Source organism: Methylobacter svalbardensis (assembly GCF_037671525.1).
GTDB lineage: Bacteria > Pseudomonadota > Gammaproteobacteria > Methylococcales > Methylomonadaceae > Methylobacter_A > Methylobacter_A svalbardensis.
The window spans coordinates 13045-28847 of record NZ_JAWPOH010000030.1 but is presented as its reverse complement, the minus strand read 5'-3'; the positions used below and the strand labels follow the sequence as shown (position 1 = coordinate 28847).

Here is a 15803-nt window from a genome sequence, read left to right as displayed (position 1 = left end):
TGATCGAAATAAAGCGCTTTTAATCATCGGATCGTCCCTTCATCACTTGCATCAGTTTTTGCGCAAATCCGCTGTCCCTAGCCATAGACGGCGACGGCTCGCTGTTCAAGCAATCGTCACCCTCCAGCACATGCAATGCCTCTATACGTCCCGGTGTCACACCCAAAATAAGCTGCTTTTTTCCGACCTGGAGTAAAATGACTTTTTCCCGCATACCCAGCGACAGGCCGCCGACCACACGCATTTTTTCAGCACCGTTGACAGAGATTCCGCTTAACTTGCGCATTCCCCAAACACAGAGAAAAAAAATAGCTAAGACTATCAGCAGTCCAACTCCCCAATGGAGCGCATCACCGGAAGAAACCGTCCTGACCGCCTGCTTTGAAGCATCAGCACCCGATACGGCAAAGCAGGAAGGAAACCACCAGAACAACAACCAGGTGACAGTTTTTTTTCCAATCATCAGGCTAATCTTTTAACGCGTTCCGATGGACTTATGACATCGGTTAAGCGTATGCCGAACTTGTCATTGATCACCACCACTTCACCATGCGCAATCAGCGTACCGTTTACCAGCACATCAAGCGGCTCACCGGCAAAACGTTCCAACTCAACAACCGAGCCCTGATTTAACTGCAACAGATTCCTGATATTAATCTGTGTCCGCCCAATTTCCATTGAAATAGTCACGGGGACATCCAAAATAACATCCAGATTGACTTCATCACCTAGACCTGAAGACGATTTTTTATCTTCAATCTGATCATTAAATTCCTCAAATGCGGCGGTCTCAAAATCACTCATTATTTCAGCACTCTCAGGCGTATTTGGATTTTCACTCATCTTATTCCCAACCTACTATTGTCATAATCGAACTCTACAGCGCGTCAGCTTGATTCAAGACCTTACCTTATCAATAATCTGGATGGCATAATTGCCATCCGATATGCCGACCTTACCTTCAAACACCGGAATTCCTTCCGCTTTAAGAATCACCGTATCCGGCATATCGATAGGTATGACATCACCTTTCTTTAACCGCATAACGTCTCTTATGCTCATGTTTTTTTCCACCAAAAGACTGTTCACACTCACTTCAGCTCTCAGCACTTCACCACGCAATGAGGCCTGCCAACTGCCGTCAACCTCGCCACTGTCACTACTGATAGCATCCAGTAACTCCCTGATTGGCTCAAGCATCGCATAGGGCATCGCAATGTTTATATCACCGCCCCCACCTTCCAACTCAACATGAATGGTAGAGATCACAATAATTTCTCCAGGACCGATAATATTGGCAAACCGTGGATTGATTTCTGCTCCCACATATTCAAAGTCGAGATCCATAACCGGCTTCCAGGCTTCCTTCAAGTCCTTGAAAATCATATCAATGATAATCCGGACCACCCGCATTTCGGTCGGTGTAAATTCCCTGCCTTCGGTCTGATTATAAAATTGTCCGGCACCACCGAAAAAGTTGTCCACCACGGTAAAAACCAGCCGCGGATCGATGACTATCAAGGCTTTGCCGCGCAAGGGGTTAAATCGAACAATCGTTAAATTAGTCGGAACCAGCAACCCTTGTATATATTCAGAAAACTTTTGAACCTGAATGCCCGATATAAAAATTTCTGCCGATCGACGCAGGAAATTGAACAGCGAAATACGGATAAACCGGGCAAATCGTTCATTAACCATTTCCAGGGTCGGCATACGCCCACGAACAATTCTTTCCTGGCTGGCAAAGTCATAATCTCTGACTACGCCTTTTTCATAAAATTCTTCGGTATCCGCTTCAGCATAAAACTCGGACTCATCTTCCGTGTCAATATCTCCGTCGCTTACACCATTCAACAGCGCATCGATTTCTGCCTGCGAGAGTAAATCACTCATGTTATTGCATTACAAATGAAGTGAAGAATATCTCATTAACCTTACCCTTTCCTGCCATTTTCACTAGAACGGCAGTCACCGCATCTAGCATGAGTTGGCGTAACATGTCTTTTCCTTCACGGGTATTTAATACGCTGCTGTCCTGCGCACTCATCAGCATCAACAGATTATTGCGTATCATGGGTTCATTTTTTGCTAACACGGCAATGGTTTCAGCGCTTTCAACCAACATAGATACCGTAATTCGCCCGTGCTTAGCTGTCGACCCCTTGGGGAAATCAACAACAATGGGTTTACTCATCTCAAAATAGAGTTTTTCTGCTGGAACTGCCGACTCATCTTCATCAACATGTTCAACTGTTTCGCCTTCACTGGAATCCCCTTTCATAAAGAAATAAGCGGCACCTCCGCTCATTGCTAATAAAATCGCTACAGCGACAATTATAATGATCAGTTTTTTAGGAGATTTCTTTTTCTCTCCATCTTCTTGTTCAAGTTCAGCCATGTTGCAAACCCTTTAGTTTTTAATAAATATGCAATCTAAAGACCATAAAAAATAATCCATATAAAAACAATAATATATATCTAAATTACGCATCCGATTACAACTGTGGATAACCCTAACACACGGCTAAATATTAGCATTGGCCTGCATCACAAAATCAAATCATACAAGAAAAAAGATCCTTTTAAAAGAATAAGATAGGAATACTTATAAATGTTAATAATTAACTACACCCGGTATCAATTATTAATTCAGCATCATTAAACAAATAAATACACCCAAAAAATCGCAACATTAAAAATGAAGGTGTCACGAAACCGACACCCTCACCCATATTGAAATAAATCTTTCTATGGCAGCCAAAACATAAAACCACTCTACGATGAATACGCTGATGACTCAATACAAGCACGCATCAAAGCAACATCCTTTATCAGGAAAACAAACGTGCCTTTGAAAATCAAGCAACGTGGACAATTTATTTGATGAGCTCAAAGACGTTAGCTTTAGCTTATATCCAAGTAATCTTGAGTATAACCAATAACAACAAACATCTTGCTTTGACCCTTTTTAAAAAGCTATTCGAGGAACCGCTCTTGCAAGTCATTGACATTAAAGATGCGCTGGCAAACAATACGATCTTGCCAAAGAAATTACACACAAACTCAATGGTTCGGCAAGCTTTTGTGGATTGATGGCTATCCAGCAATCGGCAAATATCTTGGAAAACTGCCTGTTAATCAATAATTACGCCACAATTGACCGGCACTTTCTGCTGCTGCAACAACACATCTTAAATTTCACCCGTCATCAAGAATTCATCCTGGTAAATCTTGATAAATGCTAAGCCCATAAAAAAAGCCCATAAAGGGCCTTTTTTATGGGCAATAAAAATCAATTTTAGCCCAACTCGTCAAGCAATGCTTGGGCTATGTTTTTTTGCTCAACCGTACCTTGCTCAAGTACTTCCCTGGCCAGATCCTTGGCCGCATCGGCATCTCCCATATCGACATACGCTTTTGCCAAATCCAGTTTCGTTTCCAACTCATCCATATCGGTGAGAGCAGAAACACTAAACTCCTCATGCTGACCAAACTCCTGATCCTTTGTTGTCGAGGGCAGATCCAAATCAAAATTAAAGTCAAAATCCCCCCCCATATCATCATTAAAATTCAACGAATTATCGGAAGAAACATCATTATTATCTATAGCACTAAAATCAAGACTATCAACTTCTTTTATTTCAGCATTATCGAAACTAAAATCAAATTCATGCGCTTCATATTCCTGCTGTTTATTGCCTACACTTGTCTCTGGCGGCGAAGACACTAAAGCACTAGAATCTATAAGACTTTGATCTGCCTTATCTGATTCGTTGGCATCCATTGAAAACGGACTAAAATCAAAATCAATATCTTCTATCTGTGCTTTTGAGGACTTACCTGCCTGCGTATTGGGAGCTACAACACCATTATCTGATTCTATGGAAAATGAACTTAAATCGAAATCAATGTCCTCTCCTGTCGTTCCGAAGGACTTACCGGTAATAGTATTGGATGCAATTACACCTTGATCCGCTTCATCGGATTTCATTGATAATAAACTTAAATCGAAATTAATATCCTCTACCTGCTCTCCTGAAAATGCATCAGCCTGAGCACCGAGATCAATAGCATCTTTTTCCGCCTCATTAGACTCTTTGGTATCCATTGAAAATGAACTTAAATCAAAATCAATGTCTTCGTTATTTTGCCGCGCCTCAACAATAACTTCACCTTTAATTTTATCGGATGAAGTTAAATCAAAATCAAGTTCGTTACGCTTTGACTCAGTCGCTTCCTTCCCAAAATCATTGCCATCTGCCTTCACAAAAGAAACAACTCCAGGAATTACGCTCTCTATATTGGGCGCATTATCCCCAGTGATACTTTCGCCAGTATTTTCAATGGTTTCATCCTCAGTCATAGCGAACAGATCATCCCCGGACGAAAATAATGGCGAAGCAGGACAAATTTCACGTCCCATTTCCGCCACTTTTTCCCAAAAATCAGCCTCATTACGCTTACCGGATTTCGCCAGTTCAGTGGCATAAGCTTCAAAATCTGCTTTGCTTTCATTAGCGTAAAAAATTTCCAGCAACTTCAATTTACATTCATCTCGGTCCGGTTGATCTTTAATTGCCTGCCGTATTAATTCTTCGGCCTGCTGATAACGACCATAAGCAAGATACACGTCAGCCTCGGATATCGGATCAATTTCCCCCTGATCGGTATCAAATGAGTCAAAGTCACTGGGTGTAAACTCACTCAAGAAAGAACTTTCACCCACCGTACCTGCATCATTATCGTGAACAGCTAAACTAGCTTCGACAACCGGCACAGAAATATTTTCATCGGCTTCAGGTGCTTCAGTCATAATGGCTGAAGCAAACATACTCTCTGTATTCGTTTCCTCATCAACCTTGCGTTTCCTCCACCAAAGCCAGCCCAGCAGAGTCAAAATTGCCGCACCGGCACTTCCCACCACCAGATAGTAAGTATCCAGTGAACCGCTGGTTTCAGGCTCCGGCTGAGCCAATGGCTTCACTGGCTCAGCGGATTGAACAACTGTTGGTTGGGGAACGGGTGTTATTTGATTCTCAAGTTTGGCTGCCACACCCTCACCTGGCACCGGCCGAGTCGAGTCAACCGGTTGTTGGGTGACTGGCCTTGTTTGATCCTCAAGTTTAGCGGCCACATCTTCAGCTGGCACTATCTGCTGTTGAGCAACAAGATTTGCCTGGGATTGTTTCTGCAAAACTGCAAACTGTTGATCCTTTAAAGCGATCAACTCCTGCATCATCGCCAGTTGTTTTTCCAGCTCTGCTACCTTGCTTTGTAACGCACCATCTGCCGGCACAGCTGCACTTCCATTTTCTTCGGCATTACCCTTAGCTATCTCCGACCGATCTGCTGCATTCTTGTCAGAACCTTCCTGCTCATTCACTGAGGCTATAACGGCATGATCAGCAACCGCCTGTTTAGCCGGAGCCGCCAGGGTTAACTGATTATCGACAGGTGCTTCGATTCCGCTCTGGACAGGCTTTGCCTTTTCCGTATCAACGTAAGCAGGAGCTGAGTGATTTTTCCACGCTTTTGTCTGCCGCCTGAACTCCGTTAACGCCTGATTTCTCGATAATTTAAGAACAATCCCTCTTTCAGGAATCTTCAGCATTTTTCCAGCCGTTAATGCATGAACATTTCCCTTATAGAATGCATGAGGATTTGCGTCATAAATCGCAATCATCATTTGCTCTACAGAAACGTCGCCCTGTTCTCTGGTTCGTTCAGCCACGCTCCAAAGCGTATCACTTCCAAGTGTAGGCCCATATTCGCCCTCACTGCTTTGTCCATTGGCATGCGACTGACGTTGAGGCGTAACGACTGGGGGTTGAGCATAGCTTTCAGTGCTGGTTGAAACGGGAATGATTGCCTGGTTATAAACTGAAGGAGGATCCACCAATACCGTAAATTCACGATACAAATTGCCTTTTGGCCAGCTTACTTCGAGCAGAAAATCCAAAAAAGGTTCCTTTAATGCTTCGTTCGAAGTCAGCTTAATAATCGCCGAACCATTAGACTGAGTAATGGTTTCAAATTTAATTTTCGACAGAAAATAAGTCCATGACACCCCCGCCTCATCAAATTTTTCAGGGGGAGCCAGTTTCACTTTAATGTCAGATGCGATCTCGCCTGACAAGACTAAAGAAATCTCAGCATCCAGATTTTGATTAAGGGCCGAGTGCAATTTAATCTCACCAATACCTAACGTATGTCCACTGGCCGGTGCCAGTAACGATACAACCGCTAAAGTTTTAGTTAAATTACGCACGCTGCTCTTCTTCACAATAATTACCACAGTTTCTTACCGCGTCCAGTCAAATATGTAGACAAGCTTAGACTAGATGTAATTTTTTACCAGCACTTCTGCTATTTGCACACTGTTTAATGCCGCGCCTTTTCGAACATTGTCACCCACCACCCACAAATCAATTCCCTGCGGGTGCGATATATCTTCCCGGATACGCCCTACAAACACATCATCATGGCCTGATGACTCGGTAACCGCCGTTGGATAACCGCCGTCTTTACGTTCATCCATAACCGTCACACCGGGCGCTTGTTCGAGCAAGGCTCTTACTGTAGCGACATCAATTTTCTTACGGGTCTCGATATGCACCGCCTCGGAATGTCCGTAAAAAACCGGAACCCGCACTGCGGTTGCGTTAACCAAAATACTGTCGTCACCCAGGATTTTTTGAGTTTCCCACACCATCTTCATTTCTTCTTTGGTGTAACCGTTGTCCATGAATACGTCAATCTGCGGCAACACGTTAAAAGCAATCTGTTTGGGATAGACATTGATGATAATGGGCTGCATGTTAAGCAAACTGGTGGTTTGCCGAACCAATTCTTCTATCGCTTCTTTGCCGGTACCCGAGACAGCCTGATAGGTACAGACATTGATACGCGAAATTCCCACTGCATCGTGAATAGGTTTTAACGCCACCAACATCTGAATGGTTGAACAATTCGGATTAGCGATAATGCCACGATTTTTATAGTCGGCGATTTTTTCGGGATTGACCTCCGGCACTACCAGCGGGATATCATCGTCATAACGAAACTGCGAAGTATTATCAATAACTATACAACCGGCAGCGACGGCCTTTGGCGCATATTCTGCCGAAACAGAGGCACCCGGCGAGAACAAACCGATTTGCACCTTTGAAAAATCGAAGCTAGCCAAATCTTTTACGACTAATGATCCGCCTTTAAAAGAGATTCTTTTACCTGCCGAATTGCTGCTGGCCAAGGCATAAACCTCGCCGACAGGAAAATCGCGCTCTTCCAGAAGAGACAGCATGGCTTCACCTACTGCACCGGTAGCACCAACCACGGCAACATTATATAGTTTGGTCATCTTAAGCTCCCTTCTGGGCAACAGAAACTGCTGCGCGCATCAATTGCATCGCAACGGAACCTATATAACTATCAGCCGGTAAAACTACATCTTTCTTTGTCATTAACTTTAAAACCTTTTATCCTGAGATTTGAACACCGATGATCACTACGTTTTTTTATGCCTGCCATCCTATGCCAGAACAGCAAAAACCTTTTTGGTGATATCACTAACACTGCCGACACCTGCTATCGAACTGAACTTGACCTGCTGCTCTGGCGCCGAATAATAGCCAACCAAAGGTTTAGTCTGCTGATGATAAACACTGAGTCGTTTGCGTACAGTTTCTTCTTTATCATCATCGCGCTGAATCAAAGGCTCGCCGGTCACATCATCGACGCCATCAACTTTAGGCGGATTAAACTCAGTATGATAAGTACGCCCGGATGGTAAATGCACTCTTCTGCCAGCCATGCGTTTGACAATTTCCTCATCTTCCACCACGATTTCAATAACCGTATCGATGCTGACGCCCATCTCCTTTAGGCCTTCAGCCTGAACAATGGTGCGGGGAAAGCCGTCCAGCAAAAAGCCGTTAGCGCAATCGGCTTGGGTAATACGCTCCTTGATCAAGCCTAAAATAATGTCATCGGAAACCAAGCCGCCGGCATCCATCACTTTTTTTGCTTCAACACCCAGCGGCGTTCCCGCCCGCACTGCGGCTCGCAACATATCCCCCGTTGAGATTTGCGGAATAGCATATTTTTCAGTAATAAATTGCGCTTGAGTTCCTTTGCCGGAACCGGGACTCCCTAACAGGATGACATGCATAACTAACTCCATTGTGTCGCTAGGACAGATGTAAACTCTAAATAACACTCGTAGGAATCGGACTAGCTTAATCCGACCCACAAAACCAAACAAAAACATAACGGACCATTTTATAACACATCAAATTTTATCTCTTGTAAAAATACCTATATGTCCCTATTCTTATCGATTTTTTTACATTCAGGAGAATAATAATGCGTGTTGAAGATTTAATGACTTCAAAAGTATTTACAGTCGAGCAGCACGACTTGATTGATCGTGTCTTTTTCTTAATTCATTACGAAAGAATTCGTCACTTACCCGTCGTTGAAAAAGGCAAAGTTATCGGGATTGTATCGGACCGGGATCTGTACAAAGCCTTAGGTCCAAAAAGCAACTCTCAAGCCATTGAAGCGACAACCGGAACCGGCACGACAGAGCTTCATGTCGTCCCTAAAAAAGTGCAACATATCATGCACCGGGGAGTCATAACCGTTAACCGTGACACCTACGCATCGGAAGCGGCTGCACTCATGGCCGAACATAAGATTGGCGCATTGCCTGTCGTCGATAAAGATAACAAACTGGTCGGCATTCTATCCTCCACCGACATACTCCGCGTTTTTTCAAAAATCGAAAAAGCGGACGAAACACGGGAGCAAAGAATCGCAGCCGGCGTCAGCCATAAATAAAGCGATGCAATTTGCGTAATCCCAAAGCCCCGGTGTAATGGGGCTTTTTTGTTTTAACCGGCAACCAACCATGACCCATAAAACACTTCCAGATCAAGCTATTAATGCCGCAACACAGGCCTGGCTGAAGTCCGTTATCATTGACTACGGCATCTGCCCATTCGCAAAGCGTGAACTGGAACGAGGCAGCATTCATTTCAGCGTCAATCACGATACCACCATTGAAAATTGCCTACTGCATCTGATACTCGAATGCGCTCGGCTGGATACTGATTTAGACATTGAAACCACGCTACTGATTTATGCCGATGCGTTTACGGAATTCGACGACTATCTGGACTTTGTTGGAATCGCCGAATCCTTGTTAATTGAACAGGGCTATGAGGGCGTTTACCAACTGGCGAGCTTTCATCCCGATTACTGCTTTCAAGGCAGCGATCCTGACGATGCGGCAAATTACACCAACCGCTCGCCTTACCCGATGTTACATCTGCTGCGGGAAACCAGTATAGATAGGGCCATAGCCAGCCACCCCGATCCAGAAAGCATCCCACAACATAATATTGAATTAACCCGAAAGCTGGGCTTGGCCAAAATGCAGGCTTTATTAGCGGGGTGTTATCCGGTTAAGCCATAAGAAGCGGCTCAGTCTTGTTGCTTAAAAGCCTCTAACTCCTTAGCCCGCGCGGCAGTCGCAGACATGAAACAGTCATTTGCGCTAACGCGAGCCAAGGTACCGCCATCGGGATCGTAATAAAAATCGCAATTGGCTTTTCTGTATTTAAGCCATAAACGCTGAACTTCCTGCAATTGCTGCTTACGTTCGGAAGAAAGGCTGGCCATCACCTCTTTATAAGCTTGATTTAACAGAACATCTTGCCGTTCGGTTTCAGCGCCCATACATTCAATCATTGCTGTAGTGACGCCGCCGGACTGATCCATGCAGGTCGAAAATGTTTGACTTAAATCCTCGTCAGCTGCACCGGCCGGCTGAACTATTGCAGCCATTAACCCGGCAATCGCTGCATATTTAAAAAAAGACATCATCGCACCCTTACAGCCTTGCTATAAAACAGCATACTACTTGATCTCTGCTGCTGCGGCGACAACAGTTTCAACCGCAACTTCAGTTTCATCGCTGACAGGCGCCTCTTCAACAGCCGCCTTGAATGGGTCCACAGCGGCAGCGTCATTTTTAACCGCAACGTCAGGCTGCACATCGTCAACAACAGCTTCAACAACTGCTTCGTTAATTTTAGTCTCAGCTCCCGGAACCTTATTTAAGGACTCCATAAAAGCCACAAACCAATCCTGATTTTTAACGCCGTTAAGATCAGGATCTTCACGTATGTCGACAGCTGCCGGCAAACTGCCCTTCCCTTTAGAGATTTCCAGTGCGGTCAGGCACGCTTCTTTATCGCCGCGCAAACCATAGATACAGGCCAAATTATAAGAAGCCGATCCGGCCTGTATCGCGTTGGCTTTTTCAAAATAGCTCTGGGCGCTTGCATACAAACCATCATTAAGTCCGACCGCTTTAATCCGCGCCAATTCCATGAACGCCACGCCGCCATCGATAGCCGCACCAAGATAGGCAGGTTCAATAGTCAGGCAAAAAGAAAATTTGGCAATGGCATCCTGGTAGAGCTTGGCCGCCTGATCGCCAGACTTGGTCCTCGCCTGATGCAGCAAAGCAAATCCCCAGTTATATAATGCCTCGGCAATTAACGGCTCGTTAGCGACGACCTCGGCATAATCATGATAGACCTTATTAAATAATTGATCAGCCTTAGCGCCTTCGCTGCTGCGCGCTTCGGTTGTTTGTTTGATAGCAGCTTTCAACTTAGCTTTTTTTGTTATTGAGTCAAAAAACGACATGATTTATCTCTCTTGATTTAGTAGTTTATAATCGTACGATATAGAATAACAGCTGAGCTGATAACAACACCATTCAAAATCTGTACGTATCAGATTACCGGAACACTATAAAGAGAAAAACATGTACGAATCAAACTGTTGCGATATCGCCAAAGAAAAAGTAAATTTGGAAACCTCACAAATTGCCTGGAAAGAATTGCAACGTTTTTTTGCTAGCGGTACTGCAGTATTCGTCGCCCCAGACCTGGATTTAGTCGACGTGGCCTACCAATTTTCCATTGACCATAAAGGTCAGGTTGCTACCTGGATGCAAAGCAATCAGGTAGCGCTGGTATCCGATCAGCAGGCAACCGACTGGTTTAAGGCCGATGCCGAAGTATGGGCTGTTGTGGTAAAACCCTGGATACTGGTCCAACAATAACCCATACCGTTTAATCCGCTACTTTAGCTTAATCCTTGCCCCTGGAACCTGATCTTCCCTTACCTCTTGCTTCGATCCGCTTGCTGTCAGGCTGCTTAACGCCACGAACCGTCGGTTTAGCGCCGCGAACCGCAGGTTTTTTAGTATGCCGTAAATCCTTTTTACCGGTCGTTTTATGGGGCGCGTTCTTTTTAGGCGCATCATTGACCTTTAACGATACCGGCTCATAGCCGGTATCAGCGACACGCGGAATTTGCCGCTTGAGCAGTTTTTCAATTTCCACCAGCATATAGGCTTCTTCCGGACATACCAGCGACAAGGCTTCACCATTGGCACCGGCACGTCCGGTTCGACCAATCCGGTGAATATAATCTTCCGGTACATGCGGCAAATCAAAGTTCACCACATGCGGCAAGTCATCAATATCCAGCCCGCGTGCGGCAATATCGGTAGCAACCAATACCGAAACTTTACCGGTTTTAAACTGCTCCAACGCCTTGTTGCGTGCGCCCTGCGTTTTATCGCCATGCAGCGCCGCGGTGCGGATACCGTCCTCAATCAACTGTTTTTCCAGACGGTCAGCGCCCTGTTTGGTGCGCACAAACACCAGCACTTGCTTCCAATTATTGCTGCCGATCAGATAGGACAATAACTCGCGTTTGTACTCACGACCGATTCCGTACACACGTTCCGAAACGTTTTCAGCCGTGGCATTTTGCTTGGCGACTTCGACTTCAACGGGATTGTTCAACAACTGCGAAGCCAGAGATTTAATGGTATTAGGCACAGTCGCAGAAAACAGCAGGCTTTGCCGCTTCTTAGGGATAAGCGCCATAATTTGCTTAATATCGGGCAAAAAGCCCATATCGAGCATACGATCCGCCTCATCCAGCACCAGTACTTCGACGTTGGACAGATTAATATTGCGCTGCTGCACGTGATCGATCAAGCGCCCCGGCGTTGCCACCACGATGTCGCAACCCCGGCGTAACTGACGGGTCTGGATGCCGATACTTGCACCGCCGACCACCGCTTCCACATGCAACGGCAAATGCGCGCCGTAGGTTTTGACGCTTTCATAGACCTGCGCGGCCAATTCACGGGTCGGCACTAAAATCAAGGCGCGAACCCGGCGCGGCTTTTGATGCGGATCATGATTTTCAGCCAGCCGTTGCAATAACGGCAAGGTAAAACTGGCGGTTTTACCGGTTCCGGTTTGCGCGCCAGCCAATACATCCTTACCGTCAAGGATCAAGGGAATGGCTTTTTGTTGTACCGGTGTAGGGGTGATATAGCCTTGATCGGCTACGGCTTTAAGGAGTTCGTCGGTTAAACCGAGCTGGGCGAAAGACATTGTTTAAATCTCAGGTAAAGGGGAAAGAAGGCAAAGGGCTAAGGGCGAAAGGCCAAGGGTTCAAGGGGATTTTTTCGCCTTTCGTCCTTAGCCTCCAGCCGGGCGGGGCATGTTACCCTGCCCGAAACGTTTTGCTTTGGTTAAGTGTAACTGTTTAGCGTAGACATCTCAGAAACGTTAGGAACGGGTTACAAACCCTGTTCCGCTTGAAACAAAAGACTAGAGACGAAAGGCTAAGTTTTTTTGCCTTTCGCCTTTCGTCCTTAGCCTCCCGTCATACTCATATAGCGCAATATAACCGGCTGCTCGTTAATATTAAATTCGTGTTTTTCCGGCTTGATCAGCATCGCGTCAACAATGGCCTGTTTCAGCGCCGCCATGTCGCCCGGATGAGTCCTGATGACCTGCTTTAAGTCGACCGAATGCTCATTGCCCAAACATAGCAGCAGCCGCCCTTCAACGGTCAAGCGCACCCGGTTACAGCTGCTGCAAAAGTTCTCGCTGTGAGGAGAAATAAAACCGACGCGGCTTTGTGTGCCTGCCACATTAAAATAATTCGACGGCCCGCCGGTTTTTTCAGGGGTAGCGACTAAAACAAATTTTTGTGCCAAATCGGCCTTGATCAAAGCACTGGAATAATAGGCCTCCGCCCGGTCATGCTGACTGACGATGCCCAGCGGCATTTCCTCAATAAAGCTGATATCAATGCCGTTATCGACCGCAAACTGAACCAGATCATTGACTTCCTGATGATTTCTATCCTTAAGAATGACCGCATTGATTTTTATCCGCTCGAATCCTGCGACTTTAGCGGCTTGAATACCTCTAAGCACCTGCTGCAAATCGCCGGTTCGGGTTATCGCCTTAAACTTGTCGGCATCCAGCGTATCCAGGCTGATATTGATGCGTTTTACACCCGCGTCTTTTAAAGACGCGGCCATTGTTTCAAGTTGAGAGCCATTGGTCGTTATTACCAGCTCAGTCAGACTTTCGATACGTCCGATATTTTGCAACAATCCCAGCGCACCTTTTCTGACCAAAGGCTCGCCGCCGGTGATTCTGATTTTTTTTACCCCTAATTCAGCGAATGCTTGCGCTAGGGTATAAAGCTCTTCCAGCGTTAAAACCTGCGCGCGCGGCAAAAACGTCATGTCTTCAGCCATGCAATACAGGCAACGGAAATCACAACGGTCGGTAATCGAGATTCTTAAATAATCGACAGTTCTGCCGAAACGGTCGATTAATTGAGTGGGAGGGGGCGTTTGAGTCATTAGACAGGCGATAAAAAATCCAAGACGCTAATATTAACATAGTATTGGCGTTTTATAGAGGGCATCTGCTAACCTGATTTACCGCGCTTAACGGCGTCTTTAATATTTCCACCGGTCGGCCGCGATTTTTTTGGTATATTGAACATACACTGCCTCTTGATAGCTTGCATCATTGATAGAAAACCACCATGAAACGCAACAATGCCCTGACCATACTCAGAAAAATAAAGCCCATACTGACACAGCAGTTTGGTGTTACCCAAATGGCATTATTCGGCTCAACCGCACGCGATGATGCCCGTGACAATAGCGATGTGGATATTCTGGTTGGGTTTGATGGCCCCGCCACCTCGGCGCGCTATTTTGGCGTGCAGTTTTATCTGGAAGACCAGCTAGGTTGTCAGGTCGACCTGGTCACCGAAAAAGCCTTGCGCCCTGAGCTACGCCCATTTATTGAAAAGGAAGCCATCAATGTCTGAACCGATAGAACGTGAATGGCGTTTTTATCTGGACGATATGATTTCCTTCGCCGAAAAAGCACTCAGTTATACCGATGGCTTTGATCAGCAGCGTTTTGTCGCTAGCGGCTTAAACTACGATGCCACCGTGCGCAATCTGGAATTAATCGGCGAAGCCGCCACCCATATTCCCGACGAAATCCGCCAAAATAGCCCGCAAATTCCCTGGCGGATGATCATCGCTACCCGTAACCGGTTAATTCATGGTTATCTGGGGATTGATAACGACACTTTGTGGAGCATTATCCAGACGGATATTCCCGCATTGTTACCGCTGTTGCAGCACCTACAAAAAACAGAAATATAAGCGTATGTTGTCCAAATAGTCATGTGCCGACGTTTAGCGGCTGCCATCAATCCCGAACGATGGACTTTCGCAAGCTCAGTCCATCCTACTGCCCTAACCTATCGTTCAAGCGGGACGGGATTTGCGGTACAGCCCCCCATCCTACGGCTCTCAATCCAGAAACGCCCTAATCGCAGCTATTCCCTGGCCTCCGCTTTGCTGCGCCGTAGTCAGGCTGGTTTCGGTCATGCCGCCCAGGGCATAGACAGGCATATTGACCTTGGCGACCAGATCGGCAAATTGCTCCCAGCCCAGAGATGCGGCACCCGGATGGGTTTGGGTTGCCAGTACCGGGGCCAGAACGACAAAATCCACGCCTATTTTTTGCGCCTGTTGCAGTTGTTCAAGGTTGTGGCATGACGCGGCGAGCCACTTGCTGTTTCCGGAGCGCGTGGTCAAAGCCTGTCCTGAGCGTAGCCAAAAGGGCTGTCCTGAGCAAGGCCGAAGGGCCATTAAGTCACGGCTGGTCAGGTGGATGCCGTCCACTTCGACTGAACAGTCAACGGCGGAATTCATTAACAGCAAGGCTTGCTGCTGTTGGCATAAGGGGTAAGCCTGTTCAATAAACTTTGCGACGGCGGCGGGCGGCAGGGTTTTCAATCTGGCCTGGATCAGTTTGACGCCTCGGTTCAATAGCTTTGTCAGGTTAGGCAATAGCACGGCTTCATCTGCGTCATCCAGAATCGCGTAATGATGCGGCAACCGGGCGGCGGTGATAATGGGCTGATTGGCGGTCGGAAATACGTAGTGTTCCAGTTCAGCCGGTGTTACCCATTTAAACGGCTGGCCTTCCAAGCTTTTAGCTTCGCCTGAAAACTGCTCGACCAAGAAAACGTTGAGTTGTACGAACCGGTCGGGGTACTGGTGGTTGATGGTAATCAGCGGGGTTGCCGCTGTTACGGTGATGTTGAGTTCTTCCTTGAGTTCACGAGCCAAAGCAAATTTCGCTGTTTCCGATGCTTCAATCTTGCCGCCGGGGAATTCCCATAAGCCGCCTTGGTGCAAATCGGCATGGCGCAGGGAAATCAGGATTTTTCCTTCCGGGTTTTTGACTACGCCTACGGCGACTTGGAGTGGATTCATATATTTAGTGGGACGCAGGAACGGTCATCGTAATACACAAGTTTCTGAGGTATACCGTCATTCCGGCAGGGATTGCCGGAATCCAGAACAC

General features: G+C 46.3%; 18 protein-coding genes. 6 read left to right on the top strand and 12 right to left on the bottom strand.

Features of this window, described 5'->3' with window-relative positions; genetic code table 11:
- Positions 1-19: 19 nt before the first annotated feature.
- The 4 genes from fliO to RW114_RS12395 are packed head-to-tail and all read right to left on the bottom strand — an operon-like array spanning position 20 to position 2398.
- Positions 20-463: a flagellar biosynthetic protein FliO gene (gene fliO / locus RW114_RS12410; RefSeq protein WP_340123073.1), complete on the bottom strand. Its 444-nt coding sequence runs from the start codon at positions 461-463 to the stop codon at positions 20-22.
- On the bottom strand, positions 463-843 hold the full coding sequence (gene fliN / locus RW114_RS12405; protein ID WP_340123072.1) for a flagellar motor switch protein FliN: 381 nt from the start codon (positions 841-843) through the stop codon (positions 463-465). The genes fliO and fliN overlap by 1 nt, the downstream gene beginning before the upstream one ends.
- 54 nt (positions 844-897) lie before the next feature.
- A complete protein-coding gene (gene fliM, locus RW114_RS12400) occupies positions 898-1893 on the bottom strand; it encodes a flagellar motor switch protein FliM (protein ID WP_340123071.1) in 996 nt (331 codons plus the stop codon).
- A 1-nt stretch (position 1894) separates the two neighbouring features.
- Complete coding sequence (locus RW114_RS12395) at positions 1895-2398, bottom strand: flagellar basal body-associated FliL family protein (protein ID WP_340123070.1); 504 nt, start codon at positions 2396-2398, stop codon at positions 1895-1897.
- Positions 2399-3050: 652 nt separating this feature from the next.
- Here RW114_RS12395 and RW114_RS12390 point away from each other — a divergent pair.
- Complete coding sequence (locus RW114_RS12390) at positions 3051-3245, top strand: Hpt domain-containing protein (RefSeq protein WP_340123092.1); 195 nt, start codon at positions 3051-3053, stop codon at positions 3243-3245.
- Between the two features lie 53 nt (positions 3246-3298).
- Here RW114_RS12390 and RW114_RS12385 read toward each other — a convergent pair whose 3' ends face one another.
- From RW114_RS12385 to adk, 3 genes are all read right to left on the bottom strand, one after another.
- Positions 3299-6295 carry a motility hub landmark protein FimV gene (locus RW114_RS12385; RefSeq protein ID WP_340123069.1) on the bottom strand — a complete coding sequence of 999 codons (2997 nt, stop codon included), beginning with the start codon at positions 6293-6295 and terminating at the stop codon, positions 3299-3301.
- A 42-nt stretch (positions 6296-6337) separates the two neighbouring features.
- Positions 6338-7360 carry an aspartate-semialdehyde dehydrogenase gene (locus RW114_RS12380; protein ID WP_340123068.1) on the bottom strand — a complete coding sequence of 341 codons (1023 nt, stop codon included), beginning with the start codon at positions 7358-7360 and terminating at the stop codon, positions 6338-6340.
- 171 nt (positions 7361-7531) lie between these two features.
- Positions 7532-8170, bottom strand: coding sequence for an adenylate kinase (adk, locus tag RW114_RS12375; RefSeq protein ID WP_340123067.1), 639 nt, complete (start codon positions 8168-8170; stop codon positions 7532-7534).
- Between the two features lie 194 nt (positions 8171-8364).
- On the opposite strand from adk, the gene RW114_RS12370 reads away from it, so the two are divergent.
- Entirely contained in the window at positions 8365-8841 is a 477-nt protein-coding gene (locus RW114_RS12370; protein WP_340123066.1) for a CBS domain-containing protein, read from the top strand.
- Between the two features lie 70 nt (positions 8842-8911).
- A complete protein-coding gene (locus RW114_RS12365) occupies positions 8912-9478 on the top strand; it encodes a DUF1415 domain-containing protein (protein WP_340123065.1) in 567 nt (188 codons plus the stop codon).
- An 8-nt stretch (positions 9479-9486) separates the two neighbouring features.
- Here RW114_RS12365 and RW114_RS12360 read toward each other — a convergent pair whose 3' ends face one another.
- Both RW114_RS12360 and RW114_RS12355 read right to left on the bottom strand, forming a co-directional pair.
- The gene (locus tag RW114_RS12360; protein WP_340123064.1) at positions 9487-9885 is read right to left on the bottom strand and encodes a lysozyme inhibitor LprI family protein; all 399 of its coding nucleotides are present in this window, start codon (positions 9883-9885) and stop codon (positions 9487-9489) included.
- 36 nt (positions 9886-9921) lie between these two features.
- Positions 9922-10719 carry a TPR end-of-group domain-containing protein gene (locus RW114_RS12355; RefSeq protein ID WP_340123063.1) on the bottom strand — a complete coding sequence of 266 codons (798 nt, stop codon included), beginning with the start codon at positions 10717-10719 and terminating at the stop codon, positions 9922-9924.
- Between the two features lie 121 nt (positions 10720-10840).
- Between RW114_RS12355 and RW114_RS12350 the strand changes: the two genes are divergently transcribed.
- Positions 10841-11140 carry a DUF2288 domain-containing protein gene (locus tag RW114_RS12350; RefSeq protein ID WP_340123062.1) on the top strand — a complete coding sequence of 100 codons (300 nt, stop codon included), beginning with the start codon at positions 10841-10843 and terminating at the stop codon, positions 11138-11140.
- A 28-nt stretch (positions 11141-11168) separates the two neighbouring features.
- Here the strand turns inward: RW114_RS12350 and RW114_RS12345 are convergent, their stop codons facing one another.
- Together RW114_RS12345 and moaA are read right to left on the bottom strand one after the other, a co-directional pair.
- On the bottom strand, positions 11169-12494 hold the full coding sequence (locus tag RW114_RS12345) for a DEAD/DEAH box helicase (protein ID WP_340123061.1): 1326 nt from the start codon (positions 12492-12494) through the stop codon (positions 11169-11171).
- Positions 12495-12757: 263 nt separating this feature from the next.
- Complete coding sequence (gene moaA, locus RW114_RS12340) at positions 12758-13765, bottom strand: GTP 3',8-cyclase MoaA (protein WP_340123060.1); 1008 nt, start codon at positions 13763-13765, stop codon at positions 12758-12760.
- 188 nt (positions 13766-13953) lie between these two features.
- Here moaA and RW114_RS12335 point away from each other — a divergent pair, with 188 nt between their 5' ends.
- Positions 13954-14244 carry a nucleotidyltransferase family protein gene (locus RW114_RS12335; protein ID WP_340123059.1) on the top strand — a complete coding sequence of 97 codons (291 nt, stop codon included), beginning with the start codon at positions 13954-13956 and terminating at the stop codon, positions 14242-14244.
- Positions 14237-14590, top strand: a complete 354-nt coding sequence (locus RW114_RS12330; protein ID WP_340123058.1) for a HepT-like ribonuclease domain-containing protein — start codon at positions 14237-14239, stop codon at positions 14588-14590. Before RW114_RS12335 ends, RW114_RS12330 begins: the two co-directional genes overlap by 8 nt.
- A 150-nt stretch (positions 14591-14740) precedes the next feature.
- Here the strand turns inward: RW114_RS12330 and RW114_RS12325 are convergent, their stop codons facing one another.
- A complete protein-coding gene (locus tag RW114_RS12325; protein WP_340123057.1) occupies positions 14741-15712 on the bottom strand; it encodes a Nudix family hydrolase in 972 nt (323 codons plus the stop codon).
- Between the last annotated feature and the right edge of the window lie 91 nt (positions 15713-15803).

What these genes read in the sequence shown, in the direction of transcription:
- fliO (WP_340123073.1), bottom strand. Translation starts at nt 463, where the DNA reads ATGATTGGAAAAAAAACTGTCACCTGGTTGTTGTTCTGGTGGTTTCCT.
- fliN (WP_340123072.1), bottom strand. Translation starts at nt 843, where the DNA reads ATGAGTGAAAATCCAAATACGCCTGAGAGTGCTGAAATAATGAGTGAT.
- fliM (WP_340123071.1), bottom strand. Translation starts at nt 1,893, where the DNA reads ATGAGTGATTTACTCTCGCAGGCAGAAATCGATGCGCTGTTGAATGGT.
- RW114_RS12395 (WP_340123070.1), bottom strand. Translation starts at nt 2,398, where the DNA reads ATGGCTGAACTTGAACAAGAAGATGGAGAGAAAAAGAAATCTCCTAAA.
- RW114_RS12380 (WP_340123068.1), bottom strand. Translation starts at nt 7,360, where the DNA reads ATGACCAAACTATATAATGTTGCCGTGGTTGGTGCTACCGGTGCAGTA.
- adk (WP_340123067.1), bottom strand. Translation starts at nt 8,170, where the DNA reads ATGCATGTCATCCTGTTAGGGAGTCCCGGTTCCGGCAAAGGAACTCAA.
- RW114_RS12370 (WP_340123066.1), top strand. Translation starts at nt 8,365, where the DNA reads ATGCGTGTTGAAGATTTAATGACTTCAAAAGTATTTACAGTCGAGCAG.
- RW114_RS12365 (WP_340123065.1), top strand. Translation starts at nt 8,912, where the DNA reads ATGACCCATAAAACACTTCCAGATCAAGCTATTAATGCCGCAACACAG.
- RW114_RS12360 (WP_340123064.1), bottom strand. Translation starts at nt 9,885, where the DNA reads ATGTCTTTTTTTAAATATGCAGCGATTGCCGGGTTAATGGCTGCAATA.
- RW114_RS12355 (WP_340123063.1), bottom strand. Translation starts at nt 10,719, where the DNA reads ATGTCGTTTTTTGACTCAATAACAAAAAAAGCTAAGTTGAAAGCTGCT.
- RW114_RS12350 (WP_340123062.1), top strand. Translation starts at nt 10,841, where the DNA reads ATGTACGAATCAAACTGTTGCGATATCGCCAAAGAAAAAGTAAATTTG.
- RW114_RS12345 (WP_340123061.1), bottom strand. Translation starts at nt 12,494, where the DNA reads ATGTCTTTCGCCCAGCTCGGTTTAACCGACGAACTCCTTAAAGCCGTA.
- moaA (WP_340123060.1), bottom strand. Translation starts at nt 13,765, where the DNA reads ATGACTCAAACGCCCCCTCCCACTCAATTAATCGACCGTTTCGGCAGA.
- RW114_RS12335 (WP_340123059.1), top strand. Translation starts at nt 13,954, where the DNA reads ATGAAACGCAACAATGCCCTGACCATACTCAGAAAAATAAAGCCCATA.
- RW114_RS12330 (WP_340123058.1), top strand. Translation starts at nt 14,237, where the DNA reads ATGTCTGAACCGATAGAACGTGAATGGCGTTTTTATCTGGACGATATG.
- RW114_RS12325 (WP_340123057.1), bottom strand. Translation starts at nt 15,712, where the DNA reads ATGAATCCACTCCAAGTCGCCGTAGGCGTAGTCAAAAACCCGGAAGGA.